We start from the raw sequence: 16,911 nt of genomic DNA, 5'->3' as shown, positions 1-16,911 counted from the left end.
AGTCTATAAAATCTACTATATAGGAGCAGGTACCTTTTTGATATCCATCCTTGCTCACCATTATTTTTCCAATAAATACTAATTTTATGCAGTCTCTTTAGCACAAAGCCTCCTCTTATACTCTAGCAAGTAAAAATTTGTGCTAAAATAGGAAGATACATTCTAATACGTCAGAGGAGAGTTTTTTCATGCAAAAAAAAGCCATTGGGTTCGTCTTGGTTTTAGCTGGTGGATTATCACTCGTCATCGAAACGAGAACAGCAGCTCTTAACACCTTGATTACATGGCCTTTTCTTCTATTCCTTCTAGGTTCCATCTTGGTATTTATTTCTTTTTTGCAAAAACAATCCCAATTAACTGTAATTGGCGGAATTATTGCTGCAATCGGCTTGTCCGTATGGGGATTCCGATATATTCCGAGTTGGCCTAGACATTGGAGCATTTTGATGTTGATGATCGGGGTTGTGGTTTTTTTACAATACATGCAGAATAAGAATAATATGACTCTCATTATTTCCTTGGTCCTATGTTTGGCAGGTTTCTTTGCCAATCCTGTTGTTGCCGATATTTCTTTATTTGCTCCGATTGCGCATACACTAAATACATACTGGCCGATACTGATTGTGGGATTGGGACTCATGTTTATCATGAAGAGATAAGGATGTGATTGATATTGAACCAACTCATCAAAATAAAAACCCCTGAACAAATTGAACGAATGCGGCGTGCGGGCGTTATACTTGCCTCTTGTCATAAAGAGATAGCTAAATATATCAAGCCAGGAATTAGCACGTGGGAGATCGATGAATTTGTAGAGCAATATCTCGCTGAGTGCGGTGCTATTCCCGAACAAAAGGGATATATGGGTTACAAATACGCTACCTGCGCATCCATAAACGATGAAGTGTGTCACGGGTTCCCACGAAAAACGAAGCTTCTAGAGGGGGATATTGTTACCATTGATATGGTGGTCAACCTTAATGGATGGCTAGCCGACTCAGCTTGGTCCTATGCCGTGGGTAAAATTTCACCTGATGCAAAGCGACTTCTTAAATTGACAAAGCAATCCCTTTATCAAGGAATTGAAAAAGCACAAATTGGCAATCGAATCGGGGACATCTCCCATGCCATCCAAACGTTTGCGGAAGCGAATGGTTTATCTGTAGTACGTCCTTTTATCGGCCATGGAATCGGAAGTAAGATGCATGAGGCGCCTGAAGTTCCACACTTTGGCCCTGCTGGAAAAGGCCCCCTCATCCAAGAAGGCATGACCTTTACGATTGAACCTATGCTGAATTTAGGGAAACATCATGTACAGCTCATGAGTGATGGCTGGACGGCGAAAACCGTAGATGGTAGTTTATCTGCTCAGTATGAGCACACCCTTGCGATTACGGCTAATGGGCCTATTATCTTAACTGATCAAGACTAAAAAAGGCTATAAAGATGAACTATGCTGTTCATCTTTATAGTCTTTTTATCATTTTAACTTTCCAGACTGGTTATCAAAGATTGCTTCTCTTCATACCGCTCAATCGCTAATTGAATCAAACGGTCTATTAACTCTGAGTATGGAATCCCTGTCTCTTGCCACATCACAGGATACATACTAAACGGTGTAAACCCGGGTAGCGTATTCACCTCGTTGATTAGAATTTCCCCATTATCTTTACGCAGGAAGAAGTCTACACGAGCTAAACCTGTGCAATCTAACGCTTGGTATGATTTAACCGCCATTTCTCTAACTTGCTTCGTCTGCTCTTCCGTTAGTTTCGCTGGCACCTCCATCGCAGACTTACCATCTACGTACTTTGCTTGATAATCATAGAAATCGCCAGATGAGATGATTTCGCCTGGAAGCGAGGCTTGTGGATCATCATTTCCAAGCACAGCCACTTCAATTTCACGAGCAGGGATAAACTCCTCGACTAATACTTTACGGTCATAACGATAAGCCAATTCCATCGCTTGCTCTAATTCACTACGATGATTCGCCTTCGAGATCCCTACACTCGAACCCAAATTTGCAGGCTTCACAAAACATGGATACCCGAGTTTCTCTTCTACCCCATCAAGCACTTCCTCCTTTTGCTTAAAGAAGTGACTACGTAAATAATGTACAAACTCACCTTGCGGCAAACTCGCTGAAGCGCACACCATCTTCGCCATTACTTTATCCATCGCCACAGCTGATGCGAGCACTCCTGCTCCTACATAGGGCACATTTGCCATCTCAAACATTCCTTGAATCGTTCCATCTTCTCCATATGTACCGTGTAAAACTGGAAATACAACATCTACAAACTCACTGGTCAATGCAGGGAGTTGTTTTCCGTTGGTAATCGTGCCTACAGATGGCAATTGAGATTGTAGTTGATCCAGTTTCTCTGCACCAAGACTATCTTCAAGCGCCGGGAATGCATGTGTACCCACTAGCCATTCTCCCTCTTTTGTAATTCCGATAGGTAAAACTTCATATTTTTCTAAGTCCATAGCCTTCATCACGGAAGCCGCACTGATCAACGACACCTCGTGTTCTCCAGATTTACCACCGTAAATGACAGCAACACGTAGTTTCTTCTGCATCATTCCCCAGCCTTTCTGATATAGCCTTAATTTATCTATCAGTTACAGGATATAAGTCTAAATTTTTATCTGAATCTCTATCTCAATTCCTTCCAAAAGGTCTGTTCATTAGCTAGTAAATGAGAATGGAATAGGAGCAATGTATCTGACTACTGCGAGGTTAGTAAGCCTTACTTAGCTCCGTCCTTCGTAGCAAGAGCGTTTTGTGGCAATGTCTGAGCGTTATTTGCGAGTTTTGCCACTTACCCGAAGCTACGAAGACGGAGCGGACTTGCTTTTCCACATCTTTGTAGGTTTACTATTTGAGCTATGGGCAGATACATTGACCCGAGAAAAGCTTAAGTCTAGTTAATCAACAGAGCGAACCTCAGCACCATCTACACCCTCAACCGAACCATCATCCACACGCCGCATGATCTCTCCCCAAAGCTCGTCCCTTCCCACCTTCGTCTCCGAAGAGAAAAGAATCACCGGATCACTTGGCAAAACATTCAACGTTTGCTTAACCACCTTTAAATGCCTTTGCCAATGCCCCTTCGTAATCTTATCTGCTTTCGTCGCAACGATGATCACTGGGATATTATGATGCTTTAAAAATCGATACATCGATACATCATCCTGTGATGGTGCATGACGTAAATCAACGATCTGGATGACCGATCGCAGCGGCTCACGCTTCGTAAAATAAGACTCCAGCATTCGTCCCCACGCAGCTCGTTGGACCTTAGACACTTTTGCATATCCGTAGCCGGGTACATCCGCAAACATCACCTTATTATTCACCGAGAAAAAATTAATCGTTTGCGTCTTCCCAGGTTTCGAACTGGTATGAGCTAGTTTCTTTCGATTTATCATGGCATTAATCAGAGATGATTTACCAACGTTGGAACGCCCAGCCAGGGCAATCTCTGGCAGGGCGTCTTCTGGATATTGACTTAATTTCACTCCACTTGTTATAAAATTCACTTCAGTTATCTTCATTAGGATCCCTCACAAGCGCGATTTTCAACACTTCATCCATGTGTGAAACCGCAGTAAACGTTAAACCTTTCTTAACGCTCTCTGGTATTTCAGCGATATCTTTTTCATTATCTTTTGGAATGACGATATGTGTAATACCCGCTCGGTGCGCACCTAAGGCTTTCTCTTTTAAACCACCAATCGGTAGTACCCGACCGCGCAATGTCACTTCACCCGTCATCGCTACAAATCGTGAAACCGGAATATTAGTTAATGCGGACACTAGAGCAGTCGCCATCGTAATACCTGCGGACGGACCGTCTTTAGGAATTGCTCCTTCAGGCACATGGATATGAATATCATTTTTCTCATGAAAATCAGCTTCCACACCTAGCTCACTCGACCGTGAGCGAATGTAGCTAAATGCGGCTTGAGCCGACTCTTTCATCACATCACCTAATTGACCAGTCAGAGTGAGACGACCCTTTCCTGGGAATAACGAAACTTCTACGGCTAATGTGTCTCCGCCTACTTCTGTCCACGCTAGACCCGTTACCACTCCAACTTGGTCTGTATCCTCTGCTCTGCCGAAGCGGAACTTCTCTGTTCCTAAATACTGTTCCAAATTTTTAGGTGTAACGACCACTTTCTTCTTCTCACCCGCTACGAGTTGCTTCGCCGCCTTACGACAAAGCGTACCCACCGTCCGCTCTAAACTACGTACGCCGGCTTCTCTCGTATAATTACGAATCAGTTTTAGAATCGTATCTCCATGGAGCTGCATCTTCTCCCTAGATAGTCCGTGTTCTTTCAATTGCTTCGGATACAAATATTTTTTTGCAATCTGTTCCTTTTCTACTTCCGTGTAGCCCGATATAGTAAGAAGCTCCATCCGATCCAATAAAGGCCTTGGAATCGTGCTAATCGAATTGGCAGTCGTGATAAACATCACTTTTGATAAATCATAAGGCACTTCCAAATAATGATCACTAAAAGTAGAATTTTGATTTGGATCAAGAACCTCGAGTAAAGCGGCACCTGGATCCCCACGGAAGTCCATCGCCATCTTATCAATTTCATCCAGAAGAAACACAGGATTGCTCGAACCTGCAGTCTTCATCCCTTGAATAATCCGGCCCGGCATGGCTCCTACGTAGGTACGGCGATGTCCGCGAATCTCAGCTTCATCACGAACCCCTCCTAAGGAAATACGGACAAATTTACGGTCAAGTGCTCTAGCTACGGATCGAGCAAGTGATGTTTTCCCTACCCCGGGTGGTCCAACTAGACAAAGGATCGGCCCCTTCATCTCATTTACCATCTTCTGAACAGCTAGGTACTCTAACACGCGTTCCTTCACTTTTTCTAATCCATAATGATCTTCATCTAATACTTTTTCTGCTTTTAACAAATCTAAATCATCTTCTGTGAATAAATTCCAAGGAACATCTAATAACCATTCGATATAAGTGCGAATCACGCCACCTTCTGCAGAAGAAGTAGGAATTTTTTCGAGTCGGTCTAACTCCTTCTCCACTTTTTCTAAAACGTCAGGAGGGAGATCGACTTCTTCCATCTGGTCACGAAGTCCTTCAATCTCCCCAGCACGGCCTTCTTTTTCACCTAGCTCTTTCTGGATGGCTTTCATCTGCTCACGGAGATAGTATTCTTTTTGCGTTTTCTCCATTTGACGTTTTACACGACTACTTATTTTTTTCTCTAATTCCAGTACTTCTTTTTCATTATGAAGGAACCCAAGTAATTTCTCTAAACGAGCCTTTACATTGGCTTCTTGTAAAATTTCTTGTTTATCAGCCATTCGAATCGGAAGGTGAGAAGCAACCAGATCAGCCAATCGGCCTGGCTCTTCGATATCAGACACAACCGAATGAGTCTCAGCAGATATTTTCTTGGTTAAACGTAAGTATTGTTCAAAGTAATCGAGAACCGATCTCATAAGCGCTTGTAAATCAACACTCTCTTCCACTTCGTCCTTTACGGCGATGACAGATGCCTCTAAATACTCATCCCCATCTTCAAAACTCATGAGACGAGCCCGTTCTAATCCCTCAACTAACACACGAATGGTACCATTCGGTAGCTTCAACATCTGTCTAACCTTGGCAACTGTACCAATCACATAAAGATCCTCGCGAGTAGGGTCCTCTAATTGAGCATCTTTTTGGGTAATAAGGAGGATTTGACTATCTTCCACCATAGCCTGCTCTAAAGCTTGGATTGATTTCTCCCTCCCCACATCCAAATGAATTACCATACTTGGATATACAAGTAATCCCCGGAGTGGTAGAAGCGGCAGGTTACGTTCCTCTTCTTTTCCAGCCATAAATGCACCTCCACTTGCTGTCTGTACAAGGAACCAAACTTTGTACGATTTTATCCTATTCGATTTCTTTTGTCTATGACAAAGCAAAAGCCGGTACTCCCAAGTATTTCTTAGCACCGACTTTATACCCCATTCATTCTAAAAGGCTGACGTAGTCCAAATCCCTTGAGGATTGGGCAGAATCAAAGGCTCCGTTTCTTCTTGAACAACTGGCTCAAGCGCGTGTTGGAATACCTCTTCTAAGAGTTGGACAGGGATTACCTCAACCCCTTCCATCCTCTCTAAAATATCCTGCATATTCTCCAATGGAATGATTACTTTTTTCGCCCCTGCATGCATCGCTGCCTCTACCTTCGCGATCACACCGCCAATCGGTTTTACCTTCCCATGAATGGAGATCTCCCCTGTCATGGCTACCTCATTGCTAATGGGAATTTCCTTTATGGCCGAGTATATGGCAGTTGCGATGGTAATTCCCGCCGATGGTCCATCGATAGGCGTTCCACCTGGGAAGTTAATATGAAGGTGATATTCATCTGGATTAATATCTGTACTTCGCAAAACCGTAATCACATTTTCCACCGAACCGCGAGCCATACTTTTACGTCTTATCGTTCTTCCGCCACTGCCCATTTCCTCTTCATCCACTACACCCGTAATTTGAAGCGAGCCTTTTTCTCCTGGAGTTACAGGAGTAGAGGTAACTTCCACCTCTAAAATCAGCCCCATATTGGGTCCATGCACTGCAAGCCCTGTTGCCAGACCCACTTTCGAGCTTTCGGGCATCCGACCATCTGGGCGTGGGCTTAGCTGGCTACTATGAACTACCCACTCAACATCCGCCTTTGTTATCATACCACGTCCCTCTGTCATCGCGACACTAACTGCCGTTTGCACCAGATTGACTGCATCACGGCCATTCATGGCATAACGAGTAATAACATGAACGGCATCTGGATGGTATGAGAAGTGAACACGTTCTAATGCTTGAGTTGCCACCCTTTCGATCTCACCTGCCAGTAGAGGTCGAAAAAATATTTCCACACAACGGGAGCGAATCGCAGCCGGAATCTCTTGTGGAGTACGAGTTGTTGCACCAATTAATCGAAAATCAGCTGGCAATCCATTTTGAAAGATATCATGAATGTGACCCGGCGTGTTAGAGTCTTCCGAGCTATAATAAGCACTCTCTAAAAACACCTTACGATCTTCTAACACCTTCAATAGTTTATTCATCTGAATCGGATGAAGCTCCCCAATCTCATCAATAAATAATAACCCACCATGTGCCTTGGTTACAGCACCCGGTTTAGGCTGAGGAATCCCTGCCATTCCCATAGCCCCTGCCCCTTGATAAATCGGATCATGAACACTGCCGATTAGTGGATCAGCGATTCCTCGCTCATCAAAACGGGCAGTCGTAGCATCAACCTCAACAAATTTAGATTGTTCTCCAAAAGGAGAGCAGGCGATTCTCTTCGCCTCTTCCAATATCACGCGGGCAGCAGCCGTCTTCCCTACTCCTGGAGGTCCATAAATAATGACATGTTGCGGATTCGGTCCACAGATAGCCGCTCTGAGTGCTTTTACTCCATCAATTTGGCCCACAATCTCTTCCAAATTAGCGGGTCTGGTCTTCTCTGCTAGAGGAACCGTAAGCTTCATTCTACGTAACCTTGACAGCTTTTCCAGTTCCTTTCGTGACTCACGATCAACCGCACTTTTGCTCGTTTGCTGATTCCGTAACAAGTTCCAAAAATAAACACCAATAATAATCGAAAAGACAATTTGTAATACCATCAACAAAGCCGTAAAACTCATACTCGTCCATTCCTTCCCTATTTACATATAGCTAGTATGACCGTGGAAGGAAAGGGATATTTACCTTTTTTTCATATACATATCAAAAGCCCAATGAAGCATTGGTATTACTGGATAATCCCACTCACCCATCAACTCACATGCGTCACCTGCATAGCCTAATCGGAAACGTAACATTTCAAATAGAGGATCTTTGTCGTTGAGCGTCGTGCTAACCCCGCGGAAGTCATACATTTGATCGCCTCGCTCGTAGCTATCTGCAATCATTTTCCAACGTAATAAATAACTGGCTGGGTGATCTGACTTACCTAACTTTGCACTATATAACTCTTCTGTATGGCCCTTTACATGAATCGCTAAACAGGCGGCCAATAACTGTTTTTCTTGAACGGCCAGATACAAACGAATACGTTCCGGCCCTTCTTGTTTGAGTGTTCGAAACATTTTTTTAAAGTATGTACTTTCTCTTGCTTGTGTTTGTTCTTGTTGTGCGGTATGTGCTAGAAGGTGATAAAAGTCATCAAAATCTTGCTCCGTTCCAATCCGTACTTCTACCCCTTCCCACTCAGCTTGATTAATCTTTTTCTGCCAAATGGGATCAAACTCTGAAAATAGGTCATCCAATGATTTACCAGAAAGGCACAAGCGAAATACATACTGCGGTTGAACCGAATCAAAACTATCCACCACCGTATTTTGGTGCCATCCCATTTCACTTAGCTCTTGTTGGATAAATTCAACACTATTAAAAGTGGTGTCTGAAACCAAGTCTGTAAGTCGCTTATTTTTTATGCCGTGGGTTTGGTACTCGAATATCCCTTCTTTAATGGAGTGACTGGACCAGGTTCGCTTGATTAAAGGCGGGTCCATCTTCACACTAAAAACATGCCGATTTTTTAAATGGGCAAATAAGGGAGCAAACCAGTCCTCTAACTTATAATCCTGTGAAAACCAATCAATTAGTGGCCCACGAGGTATGTATGCTAAATATTTATTGATTCCAGGAACTTTGCGATACAAGACAACAGCAGCGCCTACCATGCGTGCATCTTTCGAATACCATCCCAACAACTCGCTGGACCATCTCATCTCTGTCTTTAAATCAGCCCATGATGGGTATTGCAAAAAGTTCCGATATGGATGGCTATCTGCAAACGTCACAAATCGCTTCCGATCAACTAACGAAATCTTCAACAACACGAGGTACCGTCCTTTCAAGAATGATAACTTTATAGATTCATTTGCTAAATTAGTGAACTATATTTATTTATGTAAACTATTTTAACATAAATAAAAAGAAAGATGTCAGAAAGAAAGCACCTACCCAAAGGCAGATGCTTATCATTACAAACTATGCACTTTCTTCTTTCTTCTTACTAGACTTCCCATCCTTAAGTGTGTATAGGGTAGGCTTTGTCTTATTGATAACCGTCTCTTTGGTGATGGTACACTTCTCAACATCCTCGCGAGAAGGTAATTCAAACATCACATCCAGCATGATCGACTCGATGATAGCACGAAGCCCCCGCGCACCTGTTTTCCGCTTAATCGCTTCTTCTGCAATCGCCTGAAGTGCATCTTGGTCAAACTCTAATTTCACCTGATCTAGCTCTAGTAGCTTCGCGTACTGCTTCACTAAAGCATTTTTAGGCTCTGTTAAAATTTGAACCAAAGCCCCCTCATCTAACGGCTCTAGTGTAGAGATCATCGGCAAGCGACCTACAAACTCAGGAATGAGTCCGAACTTAAGTAGATCCTCCGGAAGGGATAAACGCAAGTATTCGCCTGGCTTCAAATCTTCCACTTTCTCTTGATCTGTTCCAAAGCCGATTACTTTTTTCCCAATCCGGCGCTTAATAATCTGCTCTAAGCCATCAAAAGCACCACCACAAATGAATAACACATTGCTTGTGTCAATCTGGATGAACTCCTGATGAGGATGCTTCCGGCCTCCTTGTGGAGGTACACTAGCAACCGTACCTTCTAAAATTTTCAAAAGCGCCTGCTGAACACCTTCACCTGACACATCACGTGTGATGGAAGGATTCTCAGACTTACGAGCCACTTTGTCAATCTCATCTATGTAGATAATACCTCGTTCTGCCTTCTCCACATCATAGTCGGCAGCCTGAATTAATTTGAGCAAGATATTTTCCACATCTTCCCCAACATATCCAGCTTCCGTAAGTGAAGTTGCATCCGCAATCGCAAAAGGAACATTGAGAATACGAGCCAATGTCTGAGCTAGCAAGGTTTTACCGCTACCTGTAGGCCCAATCATCAAAATGTTACTCTTCGATAGCTCTACATCATCTGACTTCTGCGAACTATTTACTCGCTTGTAATGGTTATAAACCGCTACAGAGAGAGCTTTTTTCGCTTGATCTTGTCCAATTACATATTGATCTAGAATCTCACGAATTTCTAGGGGCTTAGGAAGATTCTTGAGGTCAACTTCTTCTTCACTTCCAAGCTCTTCCTCTACAATCTCATTACAAAGCTCGATACACTCGTCGCAAATATAAACACCTGGACCTGCTACCAGCTTACGTACTTGATCCTGAGATTTCCCACAAAAGGAGCACTTTAGCTGTCCTTTTTCTTCGTTAAACTTAAACATCCAGATCACCCCTTTCTGATGATTACCGGGTGATTACCTCGTCTACCAAGCCATATTCTTTGGCTTCCCTAGCATCCATGAAGTAATCGCGGTCGGTATCCCGTGCGATTCGTTCGATTGGTTGTCCGGTTTGAACCGACAAGATCTGGTTAATTTGCCTCCGTGACCGCATAATCCAGTCTGCATGAATCTTTATGTCTGAAGCTTGACCACGCGCTCCACCAAGAGGCTGATGAATCATTACTTCACTATTCGGGAGAGCAAAACGCTTTCCTTTTGCCCCAGCTGTGAGAAGAAATGCACCCATGCTAGCCGCTAGTCCAATGCACATGGTAGATACATCGGGCTTGATGAAGTTCATTGTGTCAAAAATTGCCATTCCAGCGGTTATCGAACCACCGGGAGAGTTTATGTACAAATGAATGTCTTTGTCTGGATCTTCTGCTGCTAAAAATAGGAGTTGAGCTACTACCAGATTTGATACATCGTCGTCAATCTCCGTACCCAAAAAGACAATACGATCTTTGAGGAGACGAGAGTATATGTCATACGAACGTTCACCACGGTTCGATTGCTCTACAACCATCGGTACGACAGGCACAGTGTCCACCTCTCTTATATGTATTCTTATTTAGAAAACAAGGCACGTATGCACCGCGCCTTGTTTTTCTCTCCCTAATTCCATTATGCCGTAACTTTGCTGTTCAATACAAGTAGGTCCACAGCTTTCTTCAAACGCAACTGTGAGCGAACTTGTTCGATGCTACCTTGAGCTTCTAAAAGTGTACGGATTTCTGCTGCATCACGCTTCATTTCTTCAGCCATAACTGCAATCTCGCGATCGATTTCCTCTTCACTTACTTCGATATTTTCCGCTTTTGCAATTGCTTCTACAACCAGATCATTACGCACCTTCTGCTCAGCGCCTTCTTTGAATTGCTCTTTTAATGCCTCTGTCGTCTGTCCGGTGAACTGAGTGTAAAGCTCCAAATTCAATCCTTGATAGGAAAGATTTTGTTCGAAATTACGAAGCATTTGTTCCACTTCACTATCAATCATAACAGTTGGAACATCTACCTCCGCTTTTTCGGAAGCCAAATCTATTACAGAAGTACGGATATAGTTTTCTTTTTCCTTCTCAGCATCAGTAGCCATTTTCTTCTCTATATCTGCTTGTAACTCCGCAAGTGTTTCAAAATCGCTTACGTCTTGTGCAAAGTCATCATCAAGTGCTGGTAAATTTTGACGTTTGATTTCGTGGAGCTTCACGCGGAAAGTAGCTGCTTTTCCAGCTAAATCAACAGCATGATACTCTTCTGGGAACGTAACTTCAACATCCTTTTCTTCGCCTACATTCATGCCCACAACTTGCTCTTCAAAGCCTGGGATGAAAGAGTTTGAACCGATATCAAGGGAGTATTGCTCTCCTTTACCACCTTCAAATGCTACACCATCCACAAAACCTTCGAAGTCAATAACAGTACGGTCCCCTTGTTCCACAGAGCCTTCTTCAACTGGCTCCCAAACCGCTTGTTGTTTTTGCATACGAGTCAATTCTTCCGCTACAGCCTCTGCTGTTACAGAGAAGTCTTTTTCTGCTACTTCAAGACCTTTATAGTCACCTAATTTTACTTCTGGTTTCACAACAACGGTTGCTTTAAAGATAAGAGCTTGGCCTTGCTCCAATTGTTCAATATCCACTTCTGGCCGATCTACTGGTTCAATTCCTGTTTCTGCTACTGCTGCTTCATATGCTTCTGGCAATAAAATATCAAGGGCATCTTGGTAGAGGGATTCTACACCAAATCGTTGTTCGAAAATGGCACGAGGCACCTTTCCTTTACGGAATCCAGGTACATTTACTTTCTTTACTACTTTTTTAAAAGCTTGATCCAGACCTTCCGCAACCTTTGTAGAATCTACTTCTACAGTAAGTACTACCTTATTGGCTTCTACTTTTTCAAAACTTACTTTCATCATTAGCAACCTCCTGCAATCTATTAAGTAAGGAATCACTTTTCCTTGGCATGCCGCTTCTGTATGCAACGCAACCACTATATTATATGGCACAAAAGCCCTTTTTTGCAACAGAATCTATAGCCAGTCCCCTACCCTCTCATAGTGAATCTATTCTACTACAGAAACCAAGCGCTGAGAAGACAAAGCAATAGATGGACTCTTAATCGAATTCCGAAAAATTTTTTACTCTGAAACCTTTAAATTAGTAGTATAATGAATGTATATGTACTAAGTAGATATTCTAGTCGCAAAGGAGTGATTTCTATCAAACGTCCTTCTAACAAACCCAATTCTAACTTTGAAACAGTAGATTTAGAGCTCACTCTTCTACAAGATGAGCCTGAGGAGGAGACCCTAATGCAGTCCAATCAATCCGCACTATCTCTATCCAAGGGTGATAAAGAAGAGAAGATCCATGAAAAGATTAAGCATGCCTTAGCTCTCATCGATCAAAGCTTTGGAACAAGTGTACAATTGTATGTAAAAGATGAAACAGGAAACAAAGATCTAATGAAACAATTACTTTACATTGAGCAAGAGCTACGCGATATCCAAAAATTAGTAGACGGAACCAAATAAAACCATACATACTCAAAACATACAAAACCTTCGTTCGGTATATCCGAAAACGAAGGTTTTTTTATATATAAATAAAAATTACCATTCTAACAAATGATAAAGGCATCATCAATTAGGAGAGGTCACGCATGGATCGTACAAATTCCATTTCTATCATTCATATTTCCATGATCGGTATGGTTGCAATCGGATTCAAAAGTCATGTCCTTGTAATCCCACCCCTTATTCAAGCAGCAGGCAGGGACTCTTGGATGACCCCTATCGTCATCCTAATTGTAGCTCTACTATGGGCCCCTCTATTACTGTATATAAATAAAAAAACGCAAGATCAAAACCAATCATTGATGCTTTGGCTAAGAGATCATATCGGAAAAATTCCTACCTACATTATTTCGTGTCTGATTCTCCTCGAATGTACAGCCATTGTTTCCTTTGCCTTAAACGATACGATTGTTTGGACCAGCATATCCTATCTCCCATCCACTCCTAACTATTTTATTACTGTGATACTAGCTAGTACTTCCTTTTATTTAGCACTCAAGGGTCTCCGAACTCTCGCGATAGTCAATTTTGTGTTAATCTTTGCCATTGTTTTATTCGGGTTTTTTGCCGGCATTAGTAACCTACAAGTAAAAAACTACTCATTACTTCTTCCTTTTTTAGAAAATGGAATAAAACCCGTCATACACGGGTCTATCTATCCAGCTTCTGGCATAGTCGAAATGGTTATCTTTATTCTGCTTCAACACAAGATCAAAAAACCATTAAAATACAAACATCTTGCTTGGAATATGCTCATCTTATCCTCCCTAGCACTGGGACCTCTTGTGGGGGCTATTGTTGAGTTTGGCCCGAGGGAAGCAGGACGGCAACGATATCCAGCATTTGAGGAATGGGGGCTTGTTCAGCTCTCCGAATTCGTCGGACATCTTGATTTTTTATCGATTTATCAGTGGCTATCAGGTGCATTTATCCGAATCTCCCTATACCTGATTATCATCGGCGAGATTTTCCCATTGCAAAAAGAAACCACAAGAAAATATATCATGCTTGGCATCATCTCGCTCTCTACTATTTTAGTATGTATAGGAGCAAGCGATACCATATTTTATAAATGGGAGAAAATCTTATTTTTACCACTTACAGCCTATATTTTTTCCTCCATCTCTTTCATATTGGCCATATGTGTATGGTTTGGTAGTAAAAAATCTAAGAAAAAAGCAAACAAAGCGCAGGGGTGATTTCATATGAAATTTAGCCTTAGAAAAAAGAAAATGAAAACCAAAGCCCTTAGCGATGTAAGAACGGACTCCCATCCAAAACAAGAACCTTTAGATGAAGGCATGTTACGTAAACTGTTTCAGAAATGTCCCGATGTAAACTTCCAGGAATATCAATTTGGTGATCCTGCCCAGCGAGTTCTACTCATCTTTTGCTCCGGCATGGTCGATCAAGAAACCATGGATCGTCTACTGCAAGACCGGATCCATCAATTTTTAAATACATTAGATCCTTACGATGAGATGACATACCCTCTTATACAAGAAAACTTACATCTACCGAACGTTCAAGAAGTCCTTCTTGCAAATGACGTCATATCTGAGGTGTTTTCTGGAAAAACACTCATCTACTTTGAAACGACTGGTCACCTTATTTCGACCAATCTATCCAAGCGACCACAACGAAACCCTGAAGAGAGTAAGATGGAAGTTACGATTAAGGGCCCCCGTGATAACTTTATTGAAGATCTCACGACCAATATCTCCCTTATTCGCAAACGTCTCAAAACCAATTCAATGTGTGTTGAATTTTTCGAGGTTGGAAGGCGTAGTAAAACAACCATTTCTCTTCTATACATGGATGATATCGCTAATCCAACATTACTCGAAAACGCCCGAAAAAGAATTGAAGCCATCGATATTGATGCCATATATGGTGGAAACCAGCTCATGGAGTTAATCGAAGAGAATGGGAATCTCTTCCCCCTCCATAACTACACAGGTAGACCTGACTTTGTCGTTCAATCTCTTTTGAGCGGGAGAATTATCATTCTTCTCGATGGGGTTGCGTATGCCATCATTATTCCCTCCAATATCTTGTTACAGTTAAAGGCGGCAGAGGATAGTGAATACACAGCCATATACAGCTCCTTGGCAAGATTTCTTCGATTTCTAGGCGTCTTCATAGCCACCCTCCTCCCGGCATTTTGGGTGGCTGTTACCGGATTCCATCAAAATCAAATCCCTTTTGCCCTATTGACCACCGTTATTGAATCGCGCATGGGCGTTCCTTTACCTATCCCGCTAGAAGCTCTCTTGATGTTAGTTCTGTTCGAACTATTTCGAGAGGCTGGCTTACGACTTCCGATTGCGATTGGCCAAACATTAAGTGTAGTAGGCGGACTCATCATCGGTGATGCCGCTATTCAAGCAGGGCTAACAAGTCCCGTAACAGTCGTAGTCATCGCCGTTTCAACCATTGCTACGTTTACCCTTGTTAATCAGTCTATTATCGGTGCGATCAGTATTTTGCGCTTCCTCTCTCTCGTCTTGGCGTCCATTTTCGGTCTATTCGGCTTTTGTCTCTCGTTCTTCTTCATTTTGATTTACTTAGCCAGTCTACATACGTTTGGCTACCCTTATTTGGAGATTGCTACTCGAGCGAGCTTTTCCCATTTTATGAAATCGTTATTCCGTCTCCCTACCAATAAATACATCAGTCGTCCACAGGAATTTCATCCCAAAGACCCGACAAGAAAAGGAAGCGACAAAGGATGAAAAAGAAATTATGGCTAACAATAGTCCTCCTACTGTTCCCACTAACGATGACGGGTTGTTGGGATCTGAATGAACCTGAGCAAATGGTGTATGCAAATGGGCTGGGTATCGATTTTAAAGATGGTGTTTATACAGTCTACTCCCAGTTGTTTGATCTCGGAACGTCTGGAAAATCTGAACAAGGCCGCCCCACCAGCCCTCACGGGGAAATCATCTGGGGAGAAGGACGAGATGTAGATGAAGCCGTTTTTAATGTCTATAAATCAAGTGATCGAAAAATATTTTGGGGTCATCTCTCTTTTGTCATTATGACCGAAGCGGCTATCAAGAATGGAGGGCAACAGCAGATTTTAGATATGTTGGATCGTTTCGTAGAAATTCGCTACCACCTTTGGTTTTATGTTAGCCATGCACCGCTTAGGGATCTTCTTGTAGCATCTAACTATCCATCTAGTTTAGATAATCCTAAAACGATCTTCGAGCAGGGTTCATTTGTGAAACCTGTTACGATGAGGGAAGTGATTATTAAGCTAGATGAACCTGGGCATGAAGCAGTTATCCCAACCGTTAGTATTACACCTAACCGAATTGAAGAAAAAGAAGAAGTTACATCTGGTATCCGCCTTCACGGAGTTACCATCATCACCAACCATGCGTATAAAGGATTCTTAACAGAGGCGGAAGGAGTGGGCCTTAGATGGTTAACAGATAAAACAAAACGTGGACAGATTTCCATACACAAAGATGGAAAACCAGCCGCATCCATTATCGTGCAAAAGTTAAACACTGATATTGTTCCTTCTGTTCAAGGAAATCAGGTCCAATTTGATATTAAAATCAAGGGATCTGCCGTTGTAAGCGCACTCTATCAAAAAATAGATCTTGCGTTTCTAAATAAAGAGATCTCTAAAAAAATAGAAGAAGAAGTAATGCTCACCTACCACGAATCTATCAAGCACGATACAGATATTTACCGGCTTTCTGAAAAACTGTATCGATCCGATGTAAAGTCATGGAAAAGAATTGCACGGAATGGAAAAGTCCCCCTAAACAAAGACTCCATTCATTCGATGAGAGCAGATGTCGATCTTCGCTATACCAATCAGTTGCACTTGGTACCTTCGATTGAATAGAACACCTACCACGCCTGATGGATTCTCACTCCATCAGGCATTTCTATTTTGATTACCCACACTTCTTATAAC

At 42.4% G+C, this 16,911-nt stretch carries 15 protein-coding genes; 7 read left to right on the top strand and 8 right to left on the bottom strand.

Annotated features, from left to right (window positions below; all coding sequences use genetic code 11):
• Window positions 1-188 precede the first annotated feature (188 nt).
• Window positions 189-659 (top strand): hypothetical protein, encoded by a 471-nt coding sequence (locus BLU58_RS08115; protein ID WP_093291721.1) that lies wholly within the window; start codon window positions 189-191, stop codon window positions 657-659.
• Window positions 660-673: 14 nt separating this feature from the next.
• Complete coding sequence (map, locus tag BLU58_RS08110) at window positions 674-1,432, top strand: type I methionyl aminopeptidase (RefSeq protein ID WP_255404651.1); 759 nt, start codon at window positions 674-676, stop codon at window positions 1,430-1,432.
• 53 nt (window positions 1,433-1,485) lie between these two features.
• Here map and BLU58_RS08105 read toward each other — a convergent pair whose 3' ends face one another.
• Entirely contained in the window at window positions 1,486-2,586 is a 1,101-nt protein-coding gene (locus BLU58_RS08105; RefSeq protein ID WP_093291760.1) for a D-alanine--D-alanine ligase, read from the bottom strand.
• Between the two features lie 211 nt (window positions 2,587-2,797).
• Between BLU58_RS08105 and BLU58_RS16365 the strand changes: the two genes are divergently transcribed.
• Window positions 2,798-2,938 (top strand): hypothetical protein, encoded by a 141-nt coding sequence (locus BLU58_RS16365; protein WP_176786565.1) that lies wholly within the window; start codon window positions 2,798-2,800, stop codon window positions 2,936-2,938.
• Here the strand turns inward: BLU58_RS16365 and yihA are convergent.
• The 7 genes from yihA to tig form a co-directional block, all read right to left on the bottom strand.
• Complete coding sequence (yihA, locus tag BLU58_RS08100) at window positions 2,935-3,567, bottom strand: ribosome biogenesis GTP-binding protein YihA/YsxC (protein ID WP_093291720.1); 633 nt, start codon at window positions 3,565-3,567, stop codon at window positions 2,935-2,937. The genes BLU58_RS16365 and yihA overlap by 4 nt on opposite strands.
• Window positions 3,554-5,890, bottom strand: coding sequence for an endopeptidase La (lon, locus tag BLU58_RS08095; RefSeq protein WP_093291719.1), 2,337 nt, complete (start codon window positions 5,888-5,890; stop codon window positions 3,554-3,556). The genes yihA and lon overlap by 14 nt, the downstream gene beginning before the upstream one ends.
• A 138-nt stretch (window positions 5,891-6,028) precedes the next feature.
• The gene (lonB, locus tag BLU58_RS08090) at window positions 6,029-7,711 is read right to left on the bottom strand and encodes an ATP-dependent protease LonB (RefSeq protein WP_093291718.1); all 1,683 of its coding nucleotides are present in this window, start codon (window positions 7,709-7,711) and stop codon (window positions 6,029-6,031) included.
• Between the two features lie 60 nt (window positions 7,712-7,771).
• A complete protein-coding gene (locus BLU58_RS08085; protein ID WP_176786564.1) occupies window positions 7,772-8,911 on the bottom strand; it encodes a lipid II:glycine glycyltransferase FemX in 1,140 nt (379 codons plus the stop codon).
• 151 nt (window positions 8,912-9,062) lie between these two features.
• A complete protein-coding gene (gene clpX, locus BLU58_RS08080) occupies window positions 9,063-10,331 on the bottom strand; it encodes an ATP-dependent protease ATP-binding subunit ClpX (RefSeq protein ID WP_093291716.1) in 1,269 nt (422 codons plus the stop codon).
• Window positions 10,332-10,353: 22 nt separating this feature from the next.
• A complete protein-coding gene (gene clpP / locus BLU58_RS08075; protein WP_072330688.1) occupies window positions 10,354-10,932 on the bottom strand; it encodes an ATP-dependent Clp endopeptidase proteolytic subunit ClpP in 579 nt (192 codons plus the stop codon).
• Between the two features lie 83 nt (window positions 10,933-11,015).
• A complete protein-coding gene (tig, locus tag BLU58_RS08070; protein WP_093291715.1) occupies window positions 11,016-12,308 on the bottom strand; it encodes a trigger factor in 1,293 nt (430 codons plus the stop codon).
• A gap of 399 nt (window positions 12,309-12,707) precedes the next feature.
• On the opposite strand from tig, the gene BLU58_RS08065 reads away from it, so the two are divergent.
• The 4 genes from BLU58_RS08065 to BLU58_RS08050 all read left to right on the top strand — a co-directional run bounded on the left by BLU58_RS08065 (window position 12,708) and on the right by BLU58_RS08050 (window position 16,839).
• Window positions 12,708-12,929, top strand: coding sequence for a hypothetical protein (locus BLU58_RS08065; protein WP_093291714.1), 222 nt, complete (start codon window positions 12,708-12,710; stop codon window positions 12,927-12,929).
• 128 nt (window positions 12,930-13,057) lie between these two features.
• Complete coding sequence (locus BLU58_RS08060; protein ID WP_093291713.1) at window positions 13,058-14,170, top strand: endospore germination permease; 1,113 nt, start codon at window positions 13,058-13,060, stop codon at window positions 14,168-14,170.
• Between the two features lie 6 nt (window positions 14,171-14,176).
• A complete protein-coding gene (locus tag BLU58_RS08055) occupies window positions 14,177-15,706 on the top strand; it encodes a spore germination protein (RefSeq protein ID WP_255404650.1) in 1,530 nt (509 codons plus the stop codon).
• Window positions 15,703-16,839, top strand: coding sequence for a Ger(x)C family spore germination protein (locus tag BLU58_RS08050; protein WP_093291712.1), 1,137 nt, complete (start codon window positions 15,703-15,705; stop codon window positions 16,837-16,839). The genes BLU58_RS08055 and BLU58_RS08050 overlap by 4 nt, the downstream gene beginning before the upstream one ends.
• Window positions 16,840-16,911 lie beyond the last annotated feature (72 nt).

It is taken from the genome of Thermoactinomyces sp. DSM 45892, from assembly GCF_900107305.1.
Lineage (GTDB): Bacteria > Bacillota > Bacilli > Thermoactinomycetales > Thermoactinomycetaceae > Baia.
The sequence above is the reverse complement of the archived record's forward strand: the minus strand, read 5'-3'. Positions and strand labels throughout refer to the sequence as shown.